General features: G+C 47.1%; 13 protein-coding genes and 1 tRNA gene. 5 read left to right on the top strand and 9 right to left on the bottom strand.

Annotated features, from left to right (window positions below):
* The first annotated feature begins 93 nt into the window (after nt 1–93).
* Complete coding sequence (locus tag QUA45_RS17525; RefSeq protein WP_333067312.1) at nt 94–438, top strand: DUF1815 family protein; 345 nt, start codon at nt 94–96, stop codon at nt 436–438.
* 827 nt (nt 439–1,265) lie between these two features.
* On the opposite strand, the gene QUA45_RS17520 is transcribed toward QUA45_RS17525, so the two are convergent.
* Complete coding sequence (locus QUA45_RS17520; protein ID WP_333221703.1) at nt 1,266–2,312, bottom strand: endonuclease/exonuclease/phosphatase family protein; 1,047 nt, start codon at nt 2,310–2,312, stop codon at nt 1,266–1,268.
* Nucleotides 2,313–2,564: 252 nt separating this feature from the next.
* Between QUA45_RS17520 and QUA45_RS17515 the strand changes: the two genes are divergently transcribed.
* From QUA45_RS17515 to QUA45_RS17505, 3 genes are all read left to right on the top strand, one after another.
* Nucleotides 2,565–3,044: a DUF4079 domain-containing protein gene (locus QUA45_RS17515; RefSeq protein ID WP_333041247.1), complete on the top strand. Its 480-nt coding sequence runs from the start codon at nt 2,565–2,567 to the stop codon at nt 3,042–3,044.
* Between the two features lie 211 nt (nt 3,045–3,255).
* The gene (locus QUA45_RS17510; RefSeq protein ID WP_333221702.1) at nt 3,256–5,856 is read left to right on the top strand and encodes a ComEC/Rec2 family competence protein; all 2,601 of its coding nucleotides are present in this window, start codon (nt 3,256–3,258) and stop codon (nt 5,854–5,856) included.
* Between the two features lie 60 nt (nt 5,857–5,916).
* Nucleotides 5,917–6,003, top strand: a tRNA-Ser gene (locus QUA45_RS17505).
* Between the two features lie 507 nt (nt 6,004–6,510).
* Here QUA45_RS17505 and QUA45_RS17500 read toward each other — a convergent pair.
* The 8 genes from QUA45_RS17500 to pilM form a co-directional block, all read right to left on the bottom strand.
* Nucleotides 6,511–11,985, bottom strand: coding sequence for an AAA family ATPase (locus QUA45_RS17500; protein WP_333221701.1), 5,475 nt, complete (start codon nt 11,983–11,985; stop codon nt 6,511–6,513).
* A gap of 620 nt (nt 11,986–12,605) precedes the next feature.
* Nucleotides 12,606–14,081, bottom strand: a complete 1,476-nt coding sequence (locus QUA45_RS17495; RefSeq protein WP_333221700.1) for an NAD(P)/FAD-dependent oxidoreductase — start codon at nt 14,079–14,081, stop codon at nt 12,606–12,608.
* A 215-nt stretch (nt 14,082–14,296) separates the two neighbouring features.
* Nucleotides 14,297–15,430, bottom strand: a complete 1,134-nt coding sequence (cobD, locus tag QUA45_RS17490) for a threonine-phosphate decarboxylase CobD (RefSeq protein ID WP_333097753.1) — start codon at nt 15,428–15,430, stop codon at nt 14,297–14,299.
* Nucleotides 15,431–15,445: 15 nt separating this feature from the next.
* Complete coding sequence (locus tag QUA45_RS17485; protein ID WP_278187376.1) at nt 15,446–15,754, bottom strand: HU family DNA-binding protein; 309 nt, start codon at nt 15,752–15,754, stop codon at nt 15,446–15,448.
* Nucleotides 15,755–16,592: 838 nt separating this feature from the next.
* The gene (locus tag QUA45_RS17480; RefSeq protein ID WP_333221699.1) at nt 16,593–18,971 is read right to left on the bottom strand and encodes an AMIN domain-containing protein; all 2,379 of its coding nucleotides are present in this window, start codon (nt 18,969–18,971) and stop codon (nt 16,593–16,595) included.
* Nucleotides 18,972–19,451: 480 nt separating this feature from the next.
* The gene (locus tag QUA45_RS17475) at nt 19,452–20,252 is read right to left on the bottom strand and encodes a pilus assembly protein PilO (RefSeq protein ID WP_333097749.1); all 801 of its coding nucleotides are present in this window, start codon (nt 20,250–20,252) and stop codon (nt 19,452–19,454) included.
* Nucleotides 20,249–21,151 carry a PilN domain-containing protein gene (locus tag QUA45_RS17470; RefSeq protein ID WP_333097747.1) on the bottom strand — a complete coding sequence of 301 codons (903 nt, stop codon included), beginning with the start codon at nt 21,149–21,151 and terminating at the stop codon, nt 20,249–20,251. Before QUA45_RS17470 ends, QUA45_RS17475 begins: the two co-directional genes overlap by 4 nt.
* 399 nt (nt 21,152–21,550) lie before the next feature.
* Nucleotides 21,551–22,645, bottom strand: a complete 1,095-nt coding sequence (gene pilM / locus QUA45_RS17465; protein WP_333067299.1) for a type IV pilus assembly protein PilM — start codon at nt 22,643–22,645, stop codon at nt 21,551–21,553.
* Nucleotides 22,646–23,097: 452 nt separating this feature from the next.
* Between pilM and QUA45_RS17460 the strand changes: the two genes are divergently transcribed.
* Nucleotides 23,098–24,314 (top strand): sugar ABC transporter substrate-binding protein (locus QUA45_RS17460; RefSeq protein ID WP_333221698.1); only part of this gene is annotated, 1,217 nt, incomplete at its 3' end.

Here is a 24,314-nt window from a genome sequence, read left to right as displayed (position 1 = left end):
TAAACGTATACTGAACCAGCACCTAAATACCCACTTATTAAGAAATTATTAAATGGGATGTAAAATACACGGTGTGGTGATAGGAGGAGAACTGTGTTTCTGAGACTTGCAGAACAACACCGTAAATTCGTTCAAGATTTGGTAATGAACCTCCAAGCTTTAGCGATCGTGCTAGAGCATCGGGGTTATCTGGCATCCTGCTACACTTGCGGGGGTCAGATGAACAGTGCCTCATTTATGGTCAGTTTGACGGACAACCATCTGATTCGATTCTTAGTGTCAGATTACGGTATCACTTGGACTGAGATGCGGGACGACCGCGAACTCATGAAACTAGAAGGTGCAGAAGCGATTAATCAGTTACAAGAACTGGCAAATCTCGTAAAGTATCAAATCCAACCTTCGGAAGCTACTTTAGCGACGGCGCAGCGAGTTTAGCGATTGCACGGTTCCGAGGAAGGCGACGCAAGAAAGTCGGTGCTTGTCTGCTACAACCGAATCCCCAGCGAGTTCGTTGATAGGGTTTAGGTGTTGCACAGCGATGGCTGCTCAACAGACAAGGGTGCTCTCAGGGTGCCTTGAGACGCTCAGTTGATCGAACTCTCATCGGGCAGACGGCATACTTTATGCAAAAAGTGTCAAACTTGGAACCTCTAGTTTTTTTCAGCAGTTGATTCTCCCTTGAGAGCCATTAGCAAAATTTAGAAGTGCGACTGCTCGTCGGCTGCGATGTTAATTTCTCACTTTGGCATTCAAAAGTCAAGGAATTGAAATTAACTTTAAGCAGGGAGGTAGAATTTAACATCCACAGTGAGGATGAGGTTGTGAAGATTGGGTGAAGCGCAGACCGAGGGCTATGGCATACGGGCGATTCAGGAGTCAACTGCAAAGTCGGTAAGGCTTAATTCGAGCCATTTAGTCTGTGCTTTGTTGAAAACATTTTCATTTGTCTAAAATTCCCTGTTTGTATAGTCGCGAATTCCATGAGACTGTTGGCGCATCAATATTTTGTTTCTTTGGGGGTTTAATAATGAACCGCCAAAACGACAAGTACGCCAAGTACCCCAAAAAGGAAGAAGAAAGAGGAAGAAGGATAGAAAAATTAATTGCGGGCAATTATCCGAACACCATCTAAGAGGGGTGTGATGGGAGCAAATGTGAGGAGTCACCCTTCACGGATTCGCCAACAGTATCACGATATTCGCCCGGAGCTTAAATTGACACCAATGCCCTTTTAGTCGCCCCACAAAAGTGTTGTGTACCCCCTACACTCGTCCCGATTTCGGTCGCATCCGCAGTTCTGCCGACATGGGCAGATGCTCGGAACCAATTGGCGGTAAAACTTTGGCTGATTTCGCCCCCCAGTGCTGAGAATACCAAACATAGTCAAGCCTCACCAGGGGAAAAGTTAATTTCCAGTTTAACTGTTTAACCAGTAAATTCAGATCCCACCCGTGAGGAAAAGTAAAGCCAAAACCCAGTCCTGCTGTTCGGAAAGCATCTTGCATAACCGCTCTCAAATAATAGTAGTCTTGAGAATGGTCAGTCAGATTAAAGTCCCCGGCAGCAATAGTCGGCAGCGTTTCTTTCTGGAGTCGGCGCACTAAATCTTGAATTTGTGCCGGTCGGTCGCCGTACTCGTAAACTGGGATTTTGAGGAAAGGCAAAATTTTATGCTGGCGAAACCACGGTGGGGTGGTTGAAATGTTATAAAGAACTACATCTTGCTGGTTCATTGCGATAATAGCTCGTTCCTGTGGTTCGTTCCCACCGGCTAGCTTTAACTTTTGGAAAGAGCGAATGGGATATCTGCTGAGAATCACATGGTATCCGCGCCCCAGGTGGTGCGGGTATAATGCGGCCAACTTAAAGAATACTTCTTTGGCGTAATCCTCCTTAATTTCTTGCAAACAAATGATGTCTGGTTTTTCTTCCTCAATTAGGTTGACCAAAGCTTGTGGGGATTTGTGATGCCAGCCGAGGTTGAGAGAAAAAATCTTGAGGGTTGGCTGGGAGTCAGTGATGTTCGTCGGCTGGGGAGAAAAGTAGGTGACGTGTAGCCAACCCAGCAAACAGATGCCAGCCACAGAGGAAACAATCGCGAACCAGCGTTTCTTTATGATAAAAAACCCTAGAATTGGCAGCAGGAAGATTGGCAAGAAAATCCAAGGAACAAAATCCCCCATCAAGGCAATCGGCCACAGCCTGTCCCAAAAGATCAGTCTCAGAATCAGATAGCTGACAATCAGTGCGGAGTAAGCGTAGGCGAGCAGTTGAGCAGTTAGCTGCAAAAATCGGTAAGGCTTAATCATAGCGCCGTCTGCAATAGCATCCTCTTACGGGTGTGGGGACAAAAAACTGGATACTGCTCAGCTCAAATTAACTGAAATAGCCGCTCCCCGGCTGAGGCTAGGGAATACACTTCTCCTGTGTCCGGCTCTTTTATTTTATACAGACTTCTGGCTGGAAACAGTGATTGAAAATCGCGATCGATATATTGCTATTTAGCGTAAGTTGTTGGTTAAATCAAAATTAGCGATCGCGAAGTTAGGAATCTCAAGCAAATGATAAATCTCAGCGAACTACTAGAACCCATCGCCAGTCAATTTCGCAGTCTGGGAATTCCCGAACCAATTACCCATTGGGGACACCCTGTAATGATGGGGATAGTGGTGGTGGCGATGGGCAGTTTTGTCGGGTATACGGGATGGCAGGGACGTTTGGCTGCCGATAAAGATGTCGCACTCAAAAGTCGCTCGGATCACCGCAAGCTTGCACCGTGGATGTTTCTGTTTCTAGCTTTGGGCTATACAGGCGGTTTGCTGTCGCTGGTGATGCAGCACCAACCAGTCATGGAAAGTCCGCATTTTTGGACGGGTTCGGCAGTGCTGGTTTTGCTGGCTGTTGGCAGCTTGATTTCGCTGACGGGTTTTGGGGGCAACAAGCTGGCACTGCGCGCGGTTCACGCTTATTTAGGCACGACGGCCCTTGCACTTATGGTGCTGCACGCGGCTTTCGGTTTAAAATTGGGGCTGTCTATTTAGAAGAGGAAGAGGAAGGGGAAGGGGAAGGGAAAGAATGTAAGGAAAGAAATTTTCCCATAACTTACGCAGGGGTAGCGAGATACTGAGTTTTTTATCTAAATACACAGCGTTTAGCTTTTTATCTAGGTTTAAAAACCCGGTTTTTTGGGTAAGGAGTGCATACGTCCCGCATAGGTTTCCCTGAAATATTCCCCCTCTAAATTACTAATTAATGAATCAAGCAACGGGTGCCATTTTCTGTCTTGCCTACATTTTGGGATTGATTTCTACAGCGGTTTCTTGGGGTAGATACGGGATACTTGCTTTGGGAATAGCCGTGGCCATCGCCCTGCCGAAATTGTTGCGAAAATATACTAAAAATTCTGTCAAAGTTACTAAGAAAAGACGCAGCCGACAAAAAGAAAATGCTCTTGAAGAACCCTTAGATGCGAGGGAAGAGTTGAGTTTGTTGGAGATGCTGCCGAGAGCGAAATGGGTGTGGGCGGTGGCGGGTTTGCTGGCATTTCTAGCTAGTGTTTATTTTGCAGTTCGATCGCCCCAACCGGCAATAGATGACATTAGCAAACTGATTCCGGCTGGCGGAAACACTCAAGAAGTGGCAGTGACAGTTCGCGGTAGAGTTGTCAGTACGCCTCGATTGACTCGATCGGGTAGATCGCAATTTTGGCTAGAAACAGATTTAGTTAGCGAAATCAACGGCGGCGAGGGAGGAGCAGTCGTAAACCGCCCAGTATCCGGCAAACTCTACGTTACAGTGCCCCTCCTGCAAGCAACGGGTTTGTACGCCGACAATACGATCGCAGTTGTGGGTTCCTTGTACAAACCGCAGCCGCCGTCTAATCCAGGGGCTTTTGATTTTCAAGCATATTTAGCCAGAGAAGGAGCTTTTGTAGGGCTCAAAGGCCGTCAAATTGACTGGAGGAGAGAAAATGCGATCGCGGATGTAAATCGAGTTAACAGCCAAACGGCTGCTTTCTTGGAGCCAAGCGGGATGCAGCCATCGAAAATTCAAGCGATGCGGCAGCGGATAGTGCGATCGCAACTATCGCAGTTAAATGTTCCCGAAGGGCCTTTAATCAGTGCGATCGCCCTCGGCAAACAAGCAGTAGATTTACCTTACAATATCCGCGACTATTTTGTGCAGGCTGGATTAGCCCACGCGATCGCAGCTTCTGGCACTCAAGTTTCAATGGTTTTGGCTTTAGTTCTGGGTTTAACCAGGCGTTTTTCCAAACAATTACAATTTAGTTTTGGCGTCGGTGCTTTATTTTTGCTAGTGGCATTAACTGGCTTTGAAGCTTCAGTATGTCGCGCTGCTTTGATGGGATTTGGAACATTATTTGCTTTGGTGCTGAGCCGCCAAGTTAAGCCGCTGGGATTGCTGTTAATCGCTGCTACCATTTTACTGCTGGTTAACCCTTTGTGGATTTGGGATTTAGGTTTTCAACTGAGTTTTTTGGCGACTTTGGGGTTAATCGTGACAACGCCCCCGCTGATGGCTAAGTTGGACTGGATGCCTCCCGCGATCGCTTCGATTGTTGTGGTTCCGGTCGCCGCTTCAGTTTGGGTGCTACCGCTGTTACTTTATGTTTTTAGTGTGGTATCACCTTACAGCATTTTAGTTAATATTATTGCGGCTCCTTTGCTGTGGATTTTGAGTATTGGGGGGATGGTTAGCGCTTTAGCTGGATTGATTTTTCCCCCCGCTGGCAGTGTTTTAGCGCAACTGCTCGATTATCCGGCAAAGGGGTTAATTGCGATCGCCCAATATTTCTCGCAATTACCGGGTAATTCTGTAGCTGTCGGTCAAGTATCGGTGTTTCAGCTAATAGCGCTTTACAGTTTAATTTGCTGGGTTTGGATCGGGGGAAGTTCGGCAACTGATTCTGTAACGGATAGAAGGAGGAAGGAAGAAAAAAGACGGAAGCCGGAAGCAGTCAGAGGGAAAAACCAGGAAAAAGGGAAAGGGAAGAAGGGGAAAAGCAGAGTTATTGCGCTGCCGAGTTTTTCATCTGCTTGGATTTTACCGCTAGCGCTGGTGGCGGGAATAAGTATCATAGTTTTGCCAGCTTGGCACGTTCAAGCATCTTTATTTCAAGTTACTTTGCTGGCGACATCTGGGGAACCTGTTTTAGTAATTCAAGATAGGGGAAAAGTGGCGCTAATTAATAGCGGTGATGAAAATACCGTAAGGTTTACAGTGTTGCCTTTTTTGCAGCAGCAAGGAGTTAATTCTGTGAATTTTGCGATCGCCACTCACGGTCATTTAGGTTTGAGCGGTGGTTGGGGAAAATTACTAGAACGCTTGCCACTTAAAACATTTTATGATAATAACGATCCGAAACAAATTCACCGTGGCAGCAATCACGAATTTATGACGGCTGTGCAATCACGCCAAGGCGTTTATATTCCTTTAGAAACTAGCACTACAGTTGATATGGGTTCGACCCGGTTGCAGTTGGTGAATGCGGAGATTCCGGTGGTAGAATTTTTGGTGGGAAATCGAACTTGGTTGCTCGTCGGTGAAATGACACCGGAAGCGCAAAAAAAATTGGCAGCAACGGGAACCTTGAAGCCGGCTCAAGTGCTGTGGTGGTCAGGAAAAGCACTGACGGCTGAGTTATTGGGCGCAGTTGGGCCGCAAGTGGCGATCGCATCTGCTGACGAAATCGACCCAGAAACCGCAGCCCAACTGCGCCAAAGCAAAACTCAGATATTCTGGACAGGGCGCGACGGAGCCCTCCAGTGGACTCCCGCAGGGGGATTTAAGACCACTCTGGAATCTGAAGAAAATCAAACTTCTTTTTTATAAAGATTTACAATGTGGCGCACTGTGCGGTAAAATACTTTTAGCTCACATCTCAAATCTATTGGAGAGGTGGCAGAGCGGTTGAATGCGGTAGACTCGAAATCTACTTTAGGGGTAACTCTAACGTGGGTTCAAATCCCACCCTCTCCGTACATCTAAGCCTCAAGTGGCAAGCGCGCACCTTATTAATGTAGGGCGCGCGTTGCTTATCTAACCCAAACTTCAACCTAGGGCCCGCGCTGCGCACATTATGATGTTAGCGATCGTTCAATCAAAAATGAGTTAATTCAAATAGAGTTTTCAGCTATGAAATTAAACTCCACAATCTCAGTAGCATGATAGCCGGTTTCGTTTCGGTAAGGTAGATGCGTAGAATCTCAAGGGAATTCTTAACTCGGAACCGAGAACAAAAACAGAGAAGAGTTTTTGTAAAGCAGGCGGTTGTAAACCGCTGCCTCCATCACTAACTAATAAGGTGCGGACGGAGTATGGGGGAATGAGCCTAGATTTTTTGTTTCCCTAGTTTGTAGTCGCTAGTTCCTAGCCTGAGAGCAAGAGAGCCTGTTTCCCGTTGTTCCCCGTGTCCTCTTTCTTGTAATAACGAGGTTCCGAGTTGGGGGGCGGTACTCTATGCGGTAAAAGCCTAGCACGAACTGCTCATACTGGAACAGAAATCACAAACTCCGAACCCTGCCCCAATGAGGAATTCACAACTAATTTACCTCCATGTTTTTCCACAACAATGTGGTGGGCTATAGACAATCCTAATCCGGTTCCTTGACCCACAGACTTGGTTGTGAATAAGTGGTTAAAGATGTTTTCCTTGACTTCATTCGACATCCCCACTCCATTATCCTTAATGCGAATTAAAACCTGATTGTTGTCTTCGCTCAGAGCAGTTTGAACCGTGATTTGATTGGGGAGGGCTTTAATTTCCTGAAAAATGCGTCCCTTATTTGACTCCTCCAGAGCGTCAATGGCATTCGCCAGTACGTTCATAAATACCTGGTTCAACTGGCCGGGAAAGCATTTCACGAGCGGCAAATCACCATACTCTTTCACAACTTCAATGGCAGGGCGAAACTCGCTCGCTTTTAAACGATGCTTGAGAATCAGGAGAGTGCTTTCGAGTCCGTCGTGAATATTGAAAGAAACTGGTCGATCGCTGTCTGCCCTGGAAAACGTTCTCAAACTCGTACTGATATTGCGGATGCGATCGACTCCATCCTTCATTGAGCCAATTAACTTGGGCAAATCTTCTCGCAAATACTCCAAGTCCATATCCTCAATTTCTGTTTCAATTTCCCCTCCTGGATTGGGAAATGTTTCTTGATAGAGATCGATCAAATTGAATAAATCCCCGACGTATTCTTGAGCGGGTTGCAAGTTGCCGGCGATAAAGCCTACGGGATTGTTAATTTCGTGGGCTACCCCTGCGACTAAATTGCCGAGAGCAGACATTTTCTCACCTTGCACCAATTGCAGTTGCATCTGTTTGAGATCCTCAATAGACTGCTCTAGTTTTTGGGCATATTCCTGAGATTGTTGATACAGTCGGGCGTTCTGTAAGGAAATTGCAGCTTGGGAGCAAAGGATGTTTAGGATGGCGACGCGATCGCCCGTGAATACCCCTGTTGCTAAATTATTTTCCAAATACAAAATCCCCATCATTTTCCCTCGCTCGCTGATTGGAGTGCAAAGCAGGCTCTGAGGTTGGTGTTGGATTATGTAGGGGTCAGATGCAAATCTTGGTTGATTGCTAGCATCATCAAAAATCAGGGTTTCTTTTGTACGTTTGACGTAGTTGAGCAGGCTCAGAGGAATTACTTCGCTCTCCTCAACCGGAATTGATTGCAGAAGGCAGTCTTGACGGTTTGTGCAGTGGACGTTGAGCCTCCAGTTTCCCTCTTCATTCAAAATTAAGGCTCCGCTTTGTGCTCCGGCATTCTTCACCACAACTTGCATGAGGGTAGTGAGCAATTGATCGAGTTTAATTTCGCTAGATAGAGCTTGAGAAGCTGTGATAACTGTCGGCAAATCTACTAAGCCCCAACTGCTGGTGCTACCGATAATTGTTCTATTCGTGTTAGATACGGATGATTCACTATGGGTGGATGTGTGAATTGTTTCGCTCGGATTCTGGCGAGCTCGCTCCTGTTCCAGGATCACAGCAAGCAATTGAGGATAGCGCTGTTCTAGATGGTCAATCTTTGCTTTTGCTCCCCAACGAGCGTAAGCATAGTAAGCATCAATTAAATAGGGTTTTGCCAGTTTTTCTTTACCCCATTCTAAATAGAATTTAGCAGCGAGTTCGTGAGCTAGAGCTTCCTCGTTGATGTATTTGTTCTCTTTGGCGAGGGCAATAGCCTTGTCGTACATCTCGATCGCTTCTATTTTTTGGTTTAAAACCCGATGCCGTTCTGCCTCTACTATATAGAATTTATGCAGATGATTCATGGGGGCATGATATGCCCATTTTTGCATTTTTTCTTGATTAGCTTGTACTCGGTCAAGAAGTTCATGTTGTTCTGACTGTGGAGTGTCAGAATACACCGCCAACCGCACCAAAGAATCGTAGAAATGGAAAACAGGAACAACGGGCATTCCTATTACTGCATTTAAATAGTTCTCTGCTATAGCGATATTATCAATCGCTTCTGAGTATTTTTCAAACAAATAACAAAGTAAAAGTTTGTTTAAATATATGTATGCAACTCCTACTTTATCGTTCGCTTGCTGGTAAAATGGCAGCTTCATCTGCTCGTCACAGGCTTCACCCTTTAGAAAGCAGGAATTATCACTTTTTCCCAGCAAATTCAAGATAGCCTGCCAATAAATTTCTATATAATTAAGCGCTGTTTCTTGCTTGATTTTATGAATAGCATCTCTGTTTCTTGCTATCTCTATTTCAAGGAGATTCAGTTCTTTGCCACTATAGTAAGCTGAACAGGAAGACTGTAATAAATTATAGCCGGCATATTCTAAATCTCCTGCCTCCATTCCGCTAGAGTAAGCTGACACCAAAGGCTCTAAGGTTTCCCTGAGATGCTCTTTGCAATGTCGGATAAATAAATTTACTATGAAGGCTGTCTTTGTTTTGATTTCTTGAGAATTTAACTTTGACACTAGACTTAAAGCCAATTGACCGAACTGATAACCTGAATCAATATCTTCCACAACTCCACAAAGAAGAAAACCATAATTGGCGTAAGCAAAGGGAGAAACAAAAGCATTCCCATATTGGACGGATAATTGTACTTGTTTGCACACAGTCAAAGGCAACAGTGCAGGAGCAGCAATGTATGCAGGAGCAAAGATACTTGATAAAAGTCTCATAGCTGCTAGTTTATAAAGATCGCTCATTTGAGGCAGCTCAATTAAGTCCTCAATCCGCGTTCCGCTCAAAATTGAGGCGGTTTCCCCTAATGCCTGCCCAATATCAGACGGATTTGGCTCGCAGGGAAACTCTACCCCCAACTGTTTTAAAACTTGTAGTCCCGTATTCAGCGCTTCCTGTAACTTATTTTGCGCCATGTAAGCTTGCATCTGTACTTCATATACCTTCACTTTGTCCAGTAGCATTTTGGCGCAGCTTTCCACAACTGATGCCAATTCTTCCATCCGCTCAAAGTCACCGCTTAGATAAGCTGTTTCTGCTGCTTCGGTATGCAGCGCTAATGTTACTTCATACTGATTATGCCAACTATTTGCTGTCAGTAATTCCCTGCCAATCTTGAAATAGTCAACCGCAGCACGATAGGCAGTAGCCGCTTTGGCTTTCTTTCCAGCAACTAGATTCAATCGTGCTAATTTCTCCCGTTCTGCCTCCGGGGTAATTAGCTCAAATCCCACATTTAAGTGATTGACAATATCAAAAATTCTTTCTTCTCGATCGGCTTCTGGCGTATTCTTTAACAGCAGTTGACCTATTTTTAAGTGAGTAGAGCGCTTTTGGTCTTCAGGAATGAGAGAATAGGCTGCTTGCTGGACGCGATCGTGTAAAAACTTATATTTGGGTAATTGGTCGTGGGTAAATGATAATTGGTCAGATTCCTTCCCATTACCGATTACCGATGCGCTATTCCCCTCTACTTGATAAAACTTATAAACTTCGGTAATGGGTAAAATTAGCCCGTCTTCTAGTGCCTTCCATAAAGCTGTTGCGGTTTCTAGGGGCGAATTTTCATCAACAATTGCTAAAGTCCCTAAATCGAACAGATTGCCAATACAAGCAGCTAACTTTAAAACTTCCTGTGTCTGGGTTGGCAACTTTCGCAACTGAAGTGCCATAAATTCTACTACATCATCTGTTAGTGCCAAGGTTCGCACTCGGGCAATATCGCACTGCCAATACCGCTCTTCAAAATTAAATTTAATGAGCCCATCTTCATGCAATGATTTGAGGAATTGTGTGCTGAAAAATGGATTGCCTTGGGTTTTCTGATAAACGAGTTCTGTCAAAGGCAGAGCCAACGCTGTAGAACAAGCTAGAGTATCGGCTACTAAACTATTCACGTCGGCTCGATCGAGCGGAGCTAAGGTAATCGCATTCACCTTTGCTTCAGTTTTTTGAATATCTGCTAAGGTCAGCATCAAGGGATGTGCTGGAAACACTTCGTTATCTCGATAAGCTCCCATTAATAAGAGATAGCAGTTATCAGCAGCACTCATCAGCAGTTGCATTAATTTTAACGATGCTGAGTCTGCCCATTGCAAATCGTCCAAGAAAATAACTAAAGGATGTTCTTTTGTTGTGAATAATTGAATAAACTTTTCCAATAACAAATTGAAGCGATTTTGACCGGCACTGCCAGAAAGTTCTGGGGCTGGCGGTTGTGAGCCGATAATACGTTCGAGTTCGGGAATGACTTCAACGATCGCCCCAGCGCTATCGCCCAAAGCTGCCAAAATCTTCACCTTCCATTCTTCAATTTTAATATCTGTTTCTGACAGCAATTGTCCCATTAAATCGCGAAAAGCTTGGACAAATGCTGAAAAGGGAAGGGTGCGTTGAAATTGGTCAAATTTGCCTTTAATAAAGTAGCCTCGCTGTCTCACAATTGGTTTGTGAACTTCGTTGACAACAGCGGTTTTGCCAATGCCGGAGAAACCGGCAACCAGCATCATTTCGGTACTTCCCCCACTGACCCGCTCAAAGGCCGCTAGCAGGGAGAATACTTCCCTTTCTCTACCGTATAATTTTTCGGGGATAGAGAAGCGATCGCACACATCTCGCTCCCCTATTTTAAAGTTAGTCAGCGCCCCTGTCTCTTGCCACTGGGACAAACAAGTTTCCAAATCAAACTTGAGTCCGATCGCGCTTTGATACCGAGCTTCAGCATTCTTCGCCATCAGTTTGCTGACAATCTCAGACAGCACCAATGGAACACTCTGGTTGATCGTTGAGGCTGGGATAGGTTGTTTGGCGAGGTGGCAGTGTACCAAATCCATTGGATCGTCTGTTTGAAATGGTAACTTTCCTGTTAGTAATTCGTAGAATGTTACTCCTACAGAGTAGAAATCTGTGCGGTAGTCAATACCCCTGTTCATCCGGCCAGTTTGTTCTGGAGATATGTAGGGTAAAGTGCCTTCGAGGACGTTAGGATTTTGAATTTCTTGGGTTTCGCGAGGAAGTAGGGAAGCGATGCTGAAGTCAATCAGCTTCACTTCTTTGCTGGTGGGGTTAATCAGAATGTTGGCGGGCTTGAGGTCTTTATGGATGACGTGGTGGCGATAAAGTCCGTCCAGGGCGTTGGCAATTTGAATGGCAATGGGAAGAAACTCGTTAACGGGCAAGCCTTCTAGAGGTTCGTTGCTATCGGATGCGAGACTAGCAAGGTAGTTACTTAAGGAAATTCCGCCAAAGTCTTCCATCACCAGAGCATAGTGGTTATGGTAAGTCTCCAGGCTGTATGCCTTAACACTGCCAGGGATATCTAAGTTTTTAGCAATGATGTACTGGTTGCGAAAATGAACCAGTTCGTTGAACCGGGGAAAGTCATTTCGCAGCAGTTTGATCGCGACTGGCTGCCCATTTTCCGAGCGAATGCCACGATAAACTACAGTTCGATTACCTGCGTATATTTGCTCGTTTATGTGATATCCTAGAAAAAGATTTGTGATGCTAGTCATACCTACGTATTCCTACTACTTCTATAAAGCCTGAAGTTTCTGAGAGTTGATATCTACTATTGTCGCTCTATCTGCTGTGCTATTCATTGTATTACATTTTTCTTAATATACTTTGTGGTTCAACTTATGAAAGCACGAGTTTAAAACAATACTTGAATTGTTTATGCAAGAACTGTTTATACTTGAGTTAAGACTCAGTAGAAAATGAAGGAGGCTAAGGCTGATTGAACGACAGCAGTTTATAGAAGAGGAATTAAAGAGACTAATCAGGTACTTAAGAGTATTTTTGACACCGATGCTTGTATGCGATCGCCTATTAAGTTTTAATGTATAGTTTAGGTGATAATTTAATGTCATTAATACAATTCTGTCGGAGCGTAATTTAAAGTTGGAAGCATAGAAAATTGAGTTTGTGTGTCAGATTTGGGACAAATGAAGATTCATGGGATCGCCAGCCGAATTATTGGTCGAGAGGCCAGAACAAGCTGCCCCACTCTAATAAGTGAACCAGGCATTAAATGCCAAAGTTGATAAGTAGACTATCGAACTAGCCCAAGTCAATTATATTTTGCCACTCACATACTTACAATTACGAATTACCAATTACCCCTTTGATTGTTTCACTTCCAATACCTGCGCCAGTGAAACAAATTCTCCCACAAATTCTGCATAAAAGTATTGCTGCCCAAGCGCTGCGACTCCCAAACAGCAGCAGTTTGACCGTTAATTGCCGAAAAACTCGACCAAATATAAGGAAGTTCGGCGATCGCCTCCACCTTCATTCCGTGACGCACAGCCAAAGCGATCGCGTGAATCAACTCAGCAGCTTGCGGTCCCACAATACTCGCTCCCAAAATCTCCCCGTTGCGACGCCCGACAATCTTACAAAAACCAGTTGTATCCCCGGACATTTGAGCTTTTTCAACATTCTTGAAATATTCGCGACAAATAATGAGATCGTCTCCAAAACGGCGCCTTGCTTGCGCTTCAGTCAAGCCAACCCTCGCCAATTGCGGGTCAGAAAAAATCGCCCAAGGAATCCCGCGATAATCTATTTGAAACATCGGCAAAAACAAAGCATTTTTCACAGCAACCGCAGCTTCGCAATTAGCGATGTGAGGGAACGGATAACCCCCAGCAAGATCGCCGATCGCGTAAATGCGGCGATTAGTTGTTTGCAGCTTTTCATTTAAAATCACCCCCCGATCGCTGAATTTAACCCCAGCGGCTTCGAGATTTAACCATGCAAAATGATGCTGGCGGCCCGTGGCCAGAAAAATCTCCTCAGCTTCGATCGCCCTTGGCCCAGCTTGAATCCACTTCTTACCATCAATCACCCTCGCTTGAGTCACCTCAGTAGCAGTCAGAATTCGCACTCCCTCAGCTTCCATTGCAGCTTGAACCAAGCCAGCAGCCTCTCGGTCTTCTTTCGTCAAAATGTGCGAACCCTTCACCACAAGCGTAACAGTAACCCCTAATCGAGCAAAAGTTTGAGCCACTTCGACACCGCTGGGATCTGCGCCGATTACAGCCAAACTTTTAGGCAACTGTGGAAGTTTTGCTAATTCCCCGACAGTTTCCGAAGTAAAAAAGCCAGCAGACGAAAGTCCTTCTATATTGGGAATCGCCGGCAGAGTTGGACAAGCTAGCAAATAACAAAGCGATCGCAATTTTCGCCCGCCGACAACGAAAGCCAAATCCGGTTTCGCCACAAACTCGCCGCTGCCAAAAATAACATCGACACCGCGAGCAGCCAAAACGCCGAGATCATCAATTTCTGACAAATTAGAAACAACACCCTCGGCCCACTTGAGAACCCCGTCAAACCCTAATTTGATCGGCATAGAGGAATTAGCGACTTCCCAGCGAACCCCCAACTGCTGGCGGCAGATCTGCTGGGCAAAACGAGCAGCCTCCCTCAAAGTTTGGCTGTATCTCAAACCAAGGTCGATCGACTCTTTCCCCCCAGTCGGCAAATCTTGGGAATTACTTAGCGGTTCCACCAAAGCAACGCGAGCCGGGAAATTAGTTGCAGTCAAAGCAGCATAACGTCCGGCCGGAGTTCCACCAATAATCACTAAATCATAGTCAAGCATAAATAAAGAAGTCAGTAGTCAGTAGTCAATAGTCAGTAGTCAGCAGACTTGAATTGCTTTCCTTAGCTCTTAATTCTTGAAATTATCTGCATTTATCTGCGTTCATCTCCCTTGTATCTGCGGTTGACCGGCTGTATCAAAGATGTGCAGTCTTAAACTCACTGGCATTCATCTCACGCCAAATCTTTGATGCTGGCGTGAAATGAATTTCCTAGTTAACGACTAATCACATCCCTAAGTCCAGCAATCAGCTGCAGATTGTCCGTCCTGGAGCGCACAGCCACCCGAAAAAAACGATCGCCCAACTCAGGAAAACTCAAACAATCCCGAATCAAAATCCGGTGTCGTTCCAACAGACTTTTTTGAATAGAAGAAACCGACATAGACGACTCAACCAACAAGAAATTAGCCGCGCCTGGAAAAGGTTGCAAACCCGGTAAATTAGCCAAAGCCTCAAATAGCTCAAAGCGAGCAACAGGAAGCCAATCCCAGGTTTGCCGCTCAAAAGCAGCATCTCGAACCACAGCAGCAGCAGCAGCAGCAGCCAAAGCATTCACAGGCCAAGGATCGCGCTGCTGCTGCCAGCGGCGCAGAATATCGGGATGGGCGATCGCACAGCCCAAGCGCAGTCCCGGCAGAGAATAGAATTTAGTGAGCGATCGTAAAATCACCAAATTCGGAAACTCCTCAACAGCATCGATCAAAGTTTCCTGCTCAGAAGGCGGTAGAAAGTCCATAAAGGCCTCATCCACCACCACCATACCTAACTGCTTCACATAAGGCAAAATCGCCTCTCTCCCAAACAGTAAACCCGTAGGATTGTGCGGGTTGTTCAGAAGCAAACCTCTCTCGGCATCGAGAGCAAGAGGAACCGGGAGACGGAAAGAAGGGGAGACAAGGGAACGGTTAGAAACCGACAAATCATCCGTTACTAAGCGGCGAACAGGCTCCGCATCCAACAATTGGAGATCCAAAGGACATTTGAGCACCTTCGCCCCGAAAGCCGAAAGAGCCCGCCAGTAATCGCCAAAAGCCGGAGTCACCAAATAAGTCGCCGGAAGCTTCGACAAATCCCAAGCCGCCCAAGTCAATAATTCCGCCGAACCATTCCCCGGCAAAATCCAATCCGGGTCAACATTCAAAGCCTCACCCAAAGCAGTCCTGAGCTCTCCATAATCCGGGTCTGGGTAAGCCGTAAGACTGCTCAAGTGTGATTGAATCGCATCCAGGGCCGACTCAGGAGGGCCCAAAGGACTGATACTGGCAGAAAAATCCAGAATAGCAGAGGCAGGGCAGCCTGCCAGTGCGGCTGCCCAAGCTAAATTCCCACCGTGTACAGGTCTAATCAAGACTCAGTTCGCCAGCTATTCCGCGTTTTTCGGGGGTGCAACTCTGTCCTTAAACAACTTCCCTGCGGAAAATGCAGGAACTCTGGTTGCCGGGATTTCCATCTTGTCGCCAGTTTTGGGATTGCGACCCTCGCGGGCCTTGCGTTCCCGCGACTCAAACGAGCCAAAACCGACCAGCGTCACCTTGTCGCCATCGGAGACAGCTTCCATGATTGCTTCAAGGGCGGCACTCAAAACAGCATCTGCCTGTTTTTTCGTCACGCTAGCCTTTTCCGCGACTGCATCAACCAATTCACCTTTGTTCATTGCGAACTCCTTCTGGATTTGCAAAATTACGTTAAACAGAGTTAGTTCAACTATTAGCCGTGAGCGATCAACTGGATTGAGGTGTGGATTGGGAGGTTTGGGTGGTTCCCTATTGCTCCCGTCCGCTTCCTCGAATCACAACTCCTGCTGAATACTAATTACCCTAGGGTAATTGGTCAGAAAAGGAATTTTTGTTTCTAAGTGCTGAAAACCCCACAGCATCTAATTTTCACTGCATTATTCTAAAGTCTTGCCGACCGTTATGGATCGGTGGAACCTTTAATTTATATGGAACTTGCTAATTTTTTTTAATTAATCCCAAAATTTAGGTAAAAAAATACCACCTTGGAGAGAAGATTTGTCGCCTCGGTGGATTTGAAAGCCTAAAGAAATAAGAAATAGAAGGAATAAAATGTAATTTGTCAAGGGCTAAAGGAAAAGTTTTTTCCTTCTTTCTTCTTTCTTTCCCCTCTTTCTTTCGCCAGCGGGGCAGGGCTGTTTCATTCTCTCTAAACCCGCCAGGGGCTGAAGTCCCTGTCTCATAGCAGAAGTCGTCTTTAGACGACTGAAAGAGTGATTTATCAATAGTCCGGACAGTTTTCAAGCACTAACGGTAGAATGAGGGTTTCAGCCTTCTCAGCGAGATCTAATGCTAACGGTAGAATGAGGGTTTCAGCCTCTGTCTCAAAAACTGTCCGGAGTATTGATTTATACTCCTCTTGCATAGGACTAATGAGTTCTTTAGTCCTATGCAAGAGGACTTTAGCTTTGAAGCAGGGTTTGAAACCCCTGTCGGACTGTCGAGTTCAGGGGAAAGAGGGTGGAAAGTTGACAGCAAGGCATTTTTCCTTCGTTCCTACTGTCTCGGCTGGACGGGCTGGCTGCGCTGCAACAGTTGGCGGGCGTCGGGACTGATGTTGTTTTGGTAGCCAAAGTTCGATCGATCGCTATCATCCAAAATCTGCGGTGTCAGCAATACAATCAACTCCGCTCGCTGGTTAGCCTTATTGGTACTCCTGAACAGCGAACCGATAATCGGCAAATCTCCCAAAATCGGAATCTTGTTCGCTGTAATCCGTTCTTCGTCGCGGATAATCCCCGAAACAATCAAAGTCTGACCGTCCCGCAGGCGAATTAAGCCTGATTGCAACGAGCGCTCGCCCAGCAGCCTGATAGTATTGGTGTTCGGGCCCGTGCTTAGGTTTTGGGGGGTGCCCGGTGTCCTGATAATCGGGTTCACCCGCAGAGAAACAAAGCCGTTGTCGTCAATCCGGTCAATTGCTACCCCCAACTGCAAACCAGCCCTGTCTTTGACGGCCGTCACCGTTGTGGTACTTGTATTTCCGGTAGTCTGGGTGTCGGACGTGATGTTACTGATCACCTCATCAGTAATATTCACATTCGCCGTTTCTCCTTCTTGAACCACCAAAGTCGGATCTGTCAGGATTTTGGCATTCTGGCTCTGAATAGTTGCCTGCAACGCCGACAGGAACCTCCTGGGATATTGAAACAGCGGGAACAAGCCGAACTCTGCACTTCCTGAGCTAGTCGTCGAGCCTGGCTCGTAATCCGTAATTCCAACTCGCGTGGGGTCATTAGTAATTGGGGCTGTAGGCCGGAGGAACACACCTTTGGCGGGACCTTCGAGACCTTGACCTGTAAACGGCACGATACGCCGGCCGTTCGCATCATAGAAAACATCCGGAGTTCCTAGGGGATTGCCGATGATCGGTCGAGCGATGGGATCTCCAAGGCCAGCGGGCGGATTGATGCCGCCAAAATTGAGACTTGCCGCCCCATTGTCATTGACAAAGAAATTGTTATTAATTCCGAAAGAGAAACTGCTGCTGGTGTTGTTGTTTCCCAACAAGTTGATATCGATCACCTTGACGTTGACTGCAACTTGACGGCGGCGCAAATCTAGCTGTGTCAAGAAAGCCACAGCCATGTCAACTTTGCGCGGGTCTCCCACTAAAGTGATGGAATTAAGCCGAGAATCCGCCAGCACCGACAGTCCCCTCAGTAAGAGCGGCCCGGTGCCTTCCCTAGCGCCGATCGCCTTAATGTCCGGTTCCCTAATTTCCACATCCCGCGCCGCATTTCCCTGGCCCACGCTTTGAATCGTCACCCGAGTAATCGGCAGTTGAGTTTCCGCACCTTGAGCGCTCAAAAAGTTAGCTGCATCCGTAGAGCGAACTTGATTGAGCCGGAGAGTCCGAATGATAATATTGCGCGAGTCGATCGGCAAGCTAGTCCCTACAAAAATCGTCCGCCCCTGACGGTTAGCTTGCAGCCCGCTGAGCCGCAGCACGTAATTAAAGACATCTTGCACCGACTCGTTTTCGATGTCCAAAGAAATCTTGGGCCCTTCATCTGAGCCGGAGGCTCCCGGCTGACCAGGCACTGCGGGCTGGCCCGGTTGAGCGGGGGCACCGCCACCTGTAAAAGCAATGTTCAATCCAGCAGCGCGGGCCAGCAGAGCCAAAACGTCCCGGACTGGGGCATCCCGCAGCACCAAGCGGGGGATGCGTTCTCCCGAACTCAGTTCAATATTTCCCGCGCCGGGGGCTATGTTGGACACCGCGATATCTCCCAAGGGCGGCGCAACTGCCCGTGGCTGGAAAGGCGCCGCCTGATTTGTCTGGGATTGAATTTCGCTGGGGAGGGGCGGGCGATCGTTTCTGGTAACAGTAACTTCGGGATTTGGCAGCAGCACGCCTGGGTTTTGCGACGTGCGGACTTGGGGAGCCTGCCGGGGAGCTGTTTGGCTCAGTGGCAGTCCCGGAGGCGGCGGGGGTACAGTTTGGGCAGACTGTGCTGTACCGCCCTCTCCGGCTACACTGAGGACGATGCTTTGGCCTTGTCCCGGCACAATTTGTCCGTTGGGAACTCCGTTGGTGCCGGCTACCACAACGCGGATGCTGTTAGCCTCTACCTGGCTGATTTCTACGGAAGAAATCCCTGGAGCGGGGTTATCTTGACGGAAGCTGTTGCCTTGTGGCAAGCGAAGCTGGGTGTTAACAATTGTGGCTTGGTAAGTATTGCCGTTATTGATGGCGAAAACTTGCGGGCGATCGCCCTTTTCTGTCGCCAGCACAATATTTACGCCATTATTGCCTTGACTTACTTGCACTCCTGTGACTTGAGTGGGCGCTGCCCAGACGGGGGCTTGGGCGATCGCAACTCCTGCAACGCTGCATAAGAGTCCTCCACTTAACCGTAGATGCTGTTTCACGTTCTCTCCTCCACTACACTTTGTTATTTTTTGTTCGCAGTCTTTTGTCGCTAGCTGCTAAACTCACTAAAATATTCTCGCTTCGAGCCTTTTTAAACGAAGAAGTTATGCCCTTTTCGATTTTAGATTTTCGATTGGGAATAACAGATGACATAGGGGTTAGAAGCTATCCTACAGCAATCCTCGCATCATTTGTGTATTTCTTACTCCCTCCCCTTTGTAAGGGGAGGGTTGGGGTGGGGTAAAAAAATTACGACTCCTGCAAAAATTGCTATACAGTTCCATTACTTTTTGAAACTGGTATTAGAAGAAATTAGGTTTTAGAGCAAATTATTGATTGCCATATAAAAAGAACTATTTAATGGCATTCATATTTTTTGACTTCTACCTTCAATCATCCAATTTCAACCTTCTGCCTTCTGCCTTCTTGTGAAATAGCCATTTGGTAACAATAGCTAACTAATATCCGCCAAACTACAGCTACTTAGCAGCAGGACTTGGAGCCGGAGTTGGCGCTTTTTCTTCTTGCTTTAACGGCAGCAGTGCGTGCAAGTCAAAAGCAGTTTTAATTTTAGTTGGCGGCTGCTCCACAGGGACTATTTTTCCTTTCAAAAAGTCAACTTCAATGGGCTGATTTGATGCTAGCAATTCAGATTTCAAATTCCTAACTACCAACAGCGACTGCATCAACTCCAAGTTACGCATAAAATTGCGGGTTTGAGCGAAAGTGCCTTCAAACTCTACCTTGAATTTTTTGCGTCTGAGCTTGCCAGCCAGGGACGGCCCGAAGGAGGTATCGGCGAGAATATCAGGGTCTGGAGCTCCCGGCGCGGCGGTTGCTGCCGCTGGGGGCATATCCGGCTCAAACTTGGTAATTTTAGCCTTGAGGTCATCTCCTTGCACGCCTGCATTGATTCTATTAACCAGTTGCGTCATGTCAAGCAAAAGCGTGTTGGCGCTGGCGTCGCTGGCAAACATTGCCGTCACGTTTGCCCGACGCTGTTTTGCTTCTTCTTGCTTGGCTTCTGCTTCTGCCTTTTTTTGAATTTGAGTTTTCAATTGCAGTTGCGTTTGCTTGCTTTCGCTAAGTTTTTGCTGGAATTCGCCGCTTTTTTGGAATTCCGGAAGTACGAACTGGTAGCCGAGGCCGCCAGCGAGTAGGAGGCCGAGAACCGCGATGCCGATTGCTTGGACTTGGGGTGTCAGCTTAATGCCGAATATTTCCTGAGCCCCTGTCTCTTCTGCTTGTGCGCCGCTGGGAATAAACTGATTTGCTGTCATTGTTTTTTCACCTCTGGTTTTTGTGGTTCTAGCACTCCTTTTTCTTGAAGTGTTTCTATCCGTATTGCTAGCCCGTCTGCTTGCTTGCTGCGGAGCTCGGGGAGCAACTCGGAGGCTCCGGTCGGGCTGAGCGTCGTTTCAATTTTATATTCCACTACCGGTCGCAGTTTGGGAAGTTCTGGTGGTGCTGCGTTTTGGTTGCGTACTTGTAATTGTACGGGGTTGTTTTTTAAGGTGGCCGCTATCAGTTTGGTATCGGTGTTAAGGAAGAAAGGAGAGCGCTGGACTAGCAGCATAAAGTCGTTAACTTGAGCAAAGGTACTGGCTATCCCTGAAATTTGTACTTTTGCTGCCTGCTGCGGGACGACGGGAGGGGGAGCGGCAGCCGGGGTAGGGCTGGCTGGAGACGGACTCGCTCCTGGGGACGGGCTGGCTGCGGGGGTGGCTGCAGGGGGTGGGGGTGCTGCTGCAACGGGGGAGGGACTGGGGTCGATTTGCTCGATTTTGCCAATTTGCACTCCCGCCGGAGTGCGGGCGCTGAGGTCTTGCAGCATCGCTGACCAAGGTTTAATTTGGTCGAATACTCCGGCTAATGCTTTGTATTCGGCGGTAACTTGGTCGGTTTCGGCGTTGATGGCTTTGATGGTGCTGGCTTGAGTGTTTAACGTTACCAGTTCTTGGTCGATGGTTGCTTGTTGTTGGGCCAACTTGTTATTTTCGTTAGTCGCCCACCACCAGGCGCCCAGGACGGCGGCGTTGACCCCGAAGGCAAACAGCACCGCCCCATATATGGGCAGTTGGTCTTTGGCTCCACCGGAACTTTTTTTAGCTGGGCTTTTGGTTGCAACTGGTTTGTAGTCCGGACGGTCGTTGAGAAAATTAATATCTAGGCTGTACATGGCTTCACTCGATTTTATAGCAGAAGGAAGAAGGCAGAAGGCACAAGGTAGAAGGTAAAAGACACAAGGAAGAAGGAAAAACTGATTTACCGCTTATGTTTGAGCAATTAAGAATGTCCTAACAGTCTTGGCTGTTGCTATAGATTTAAATTTGAAACTTGAGATTTTAGACAGAACCCAAGATTGCTGGTACAAGTGAAGGATTTATTTAGGGAAGAAAGAAACAACTTTTTGCCTTCTACTGAAAGAAGGGGCTGCTTCTACTTCAGATATATTCTACCTTTTACCTTCTACCTTCTACCTCCAATATTTTACCTTCTACTTTCTACCTTCTTCTTTTGGAAGGGATTTTTACCTAAAATTCTCAAATGGGTTTTTCTCTCATCTAAAACTGTTAGGTCACATAACCTCCCTTAGTCCTAAACCTAGCGCGACTCCTAAACCTGCTCGCTGTTCAGGGGTAATTTCTTGGCTGATTTCGAGTCCTAGGGTTTCGATGGGATCGACTTGAGATGCGGGCAAGCTTAATCTTTGCATAAAAAATTCGTCTAGTTTGCCGATCGCAGCTCCAGGGCCTGCTAGCAGCAGTTGCGCTACCTCGAGTTCTTCGCTCTGGTTGAGGTAAAAGTCTACTGAGCGGCGCAGTTCGTCTGCTAGTTCTCCCAATACTTTTATCATCGCATTTGTTCCCGGATTGGCGTCTCCCGATGCGCCCATTGTATCTGTGACGGGCAGGGTCATGCCTTGCAGTTCGCTGGTGTCTCTGGTTGGCGGCAGGTTCATGGCTTGGTTGAGGGCGGTCTGGATTTGGTAGGTGCCGATCGGGATGGTACGGTTGAACTGAGGTATACCGTCCACTACTATAGCTAACTCGGTGCTGTCAAATTCTATGGCGGTGAGAACTGCTGCTTCTTGGGAGGAAAATTGTTGCAGTTGTTCTTTGAGGGTGCGGATTAGAGCAAAACTGGTTACTTCTAGTACGTCTATAATCAGTCCGGCTTCTTTGAAGGTTTCGATGTATGTGTCGGTAACTTCTCTGCGGGTTGCTACTAACACGACTTGTACTTTTTCTACTCCATCGTCATCTACAAATAGGCCTATTTTTTGATAGTCTACGTCCGCGTCTTCTCTGGGAAACGGCAAGTACAGTCCTGCTTCTGCGTTCATGTAATCCCGCAGTTCTTCTTCGTTGAGTTCTGCAGGAACTGGGATGAGGCGGATGACGGCTTCGCGACCGGGAATGGCTGTGGCTACTCGCTTGGCTTTGATTTTGTTGTCGGCGAGGACGGTACGTATTAGTTCTGCCATTCCCGGCGGATCGACTATTTGTCCTTCTTGTACTATGTCTTCTGGAACTTCTATTGAGGCTAGGATGCCTAATTTTAATGCCTGAGCTTTCTTTTCGAGCTGAATGATGTTGATGCGGTCTGGGGCTATTTCAATCCCGATTCCTGGCTGGCGTTGGGAAAGTAGACCTTTGAAAAAGTTAACCATGTGATTGGGTCGCCGGTAATTGCTATTTTTTTCTTTTGTTGTTGGCCAGCCTGATTCAGCGAGTCCGGTGTTGGAGGGTTGGTTTCCAACTGCCGAAAGAGTGCTGTAATCTCGGTATCCCGCCGTAGCTACGCAGCTCCGTCTGTGTTGCGCGATCGCTAGTTCCGATTTTATGCTATCCAATTTACTTGACAATAGCTATTCTGCTGCGAATGTCAATAAATTCCAGCTCGATCGGCCGAAAACCTGCTGATTCTGCACAAAAACAGATTATCTCGCTCCTGGGCCCAGGTACAAAACTCTGTTACTGACTCGATCGCGCTTGATTCGGGCGATTCCCTACCCTACCCTACGGGAACCCCTACGGGGAACGGGAAACCCTGCGGGGAAAGGGATAGCTTCGTTTCACGCTTTGTTATCTAACGGTTCCCATAACTCTCAAATTTTATTCTATGAAACGTAAATCTTGGCAACTGTTTGCTGTTTTTGGACTGGTAGGGCTGCTGCTGGCTGCGGTGGTGAGTTGTGGCAAGCCGGCTGTTAATTCCCAGGCAAATAATACGCAGGAAATCGAGTTCTGGACTATGCAGCTTCAACCTCAGTTTACTGAGTATTTCAACAAGACGATTGCCGGTTTTGAAGCGGAAAATCCGGGGGTGAAGGTGCGTTGGGTGGACGTTCCTTGGTCGGCGATGGAAAGCAAGATTTTGGGGGCTGTTTCGGCGAAAACAGCGCCGGATGTGGTGAACCTAAATCCCGATTTTGCTTCGCTTTTGGCGGGACGCAATGCTTGGCTGGATTTGGATTCTCGGATTCCGCAGCAAGTTCGATCGACCTATCTGCCAAATATCTGGAAAGCTGGCGTACTCGACGGCAAGAGTTTTGGCATTCCTTGGTATCTCACGACTGGGGTGACAATTTACAATACGGAGTTGTTGAAGAAGGCGGGAATTGCTAAGCCTCCCGCTACCTATGCCGAGTTGGCACAGGTGGCGAAGCAGGTGAAGGAAAAGACTGGTAAGTTTGCTTTTTTTGTGACTTTTGTGCCGGAAGATTCGGCCGAGGTTTTGCAATCTTTCGTGCAGATGGGTGTGCCTTTGATTGACGCTAAAGGCAAGGCGGCTTTTAATACTGCTAAGGGCAAAGCTGTTTTTCAGTATTGGGTGGATTTGTACAAGGGTGGACTTTTGCCGCAGGATGTTTTGGTGCAGGGACATCGCAGGGCGATCGAGCTTTATCAAGCTGGAGAAACTTCTTTGTTGGCTTCTGGGCCTCAGTTTTTGAAGGCGATTTCTGAGAATGCTCCGAGTATTGGTGCTGTTTCGGCTGCTGCGCCTCAAATTACGGGGGAAACAGGGAAGAAGACTGTGGCGGTGATGAATTTGGTTGTACCCCGCGACAGCAAGCGCCCTGATGATGCTGTCAAGTTTGCTTTGTACGTGACTAATTCTCAAAATCAGTTGGCTTTTGCTAAGGCTGCTAATGTTTTGCCTTCTACGGTTGAGGCTTTAAAGGACGATTATTTTAAGAGCGTTCCGACTGATGCTCCGGCTGCCGATCGAGCTCGGATTGTTAGTGCTTCTGGGTTGAGTTCCGCCGAGCTATTAATTCCGCCTCTCAAGGATGTTAAAAAGTTGCAAAAGGCGATTTATGACAATTTGCAGGCGGC

Source organism: Microcoleus sp. Pol12A5 (assembly GCF_036701435.1).
Classification (GTDB): domain Bacteria; phylum Cyanobacteriota; class Cyanobacteriia; order Cyanobacteriales; family Microcoleaceae; genus Microcoleus.
Note: the sequence above shows the minus strand (reverse complement) of the source record. Positions and strands in the feature narration are given on the sequence as shown.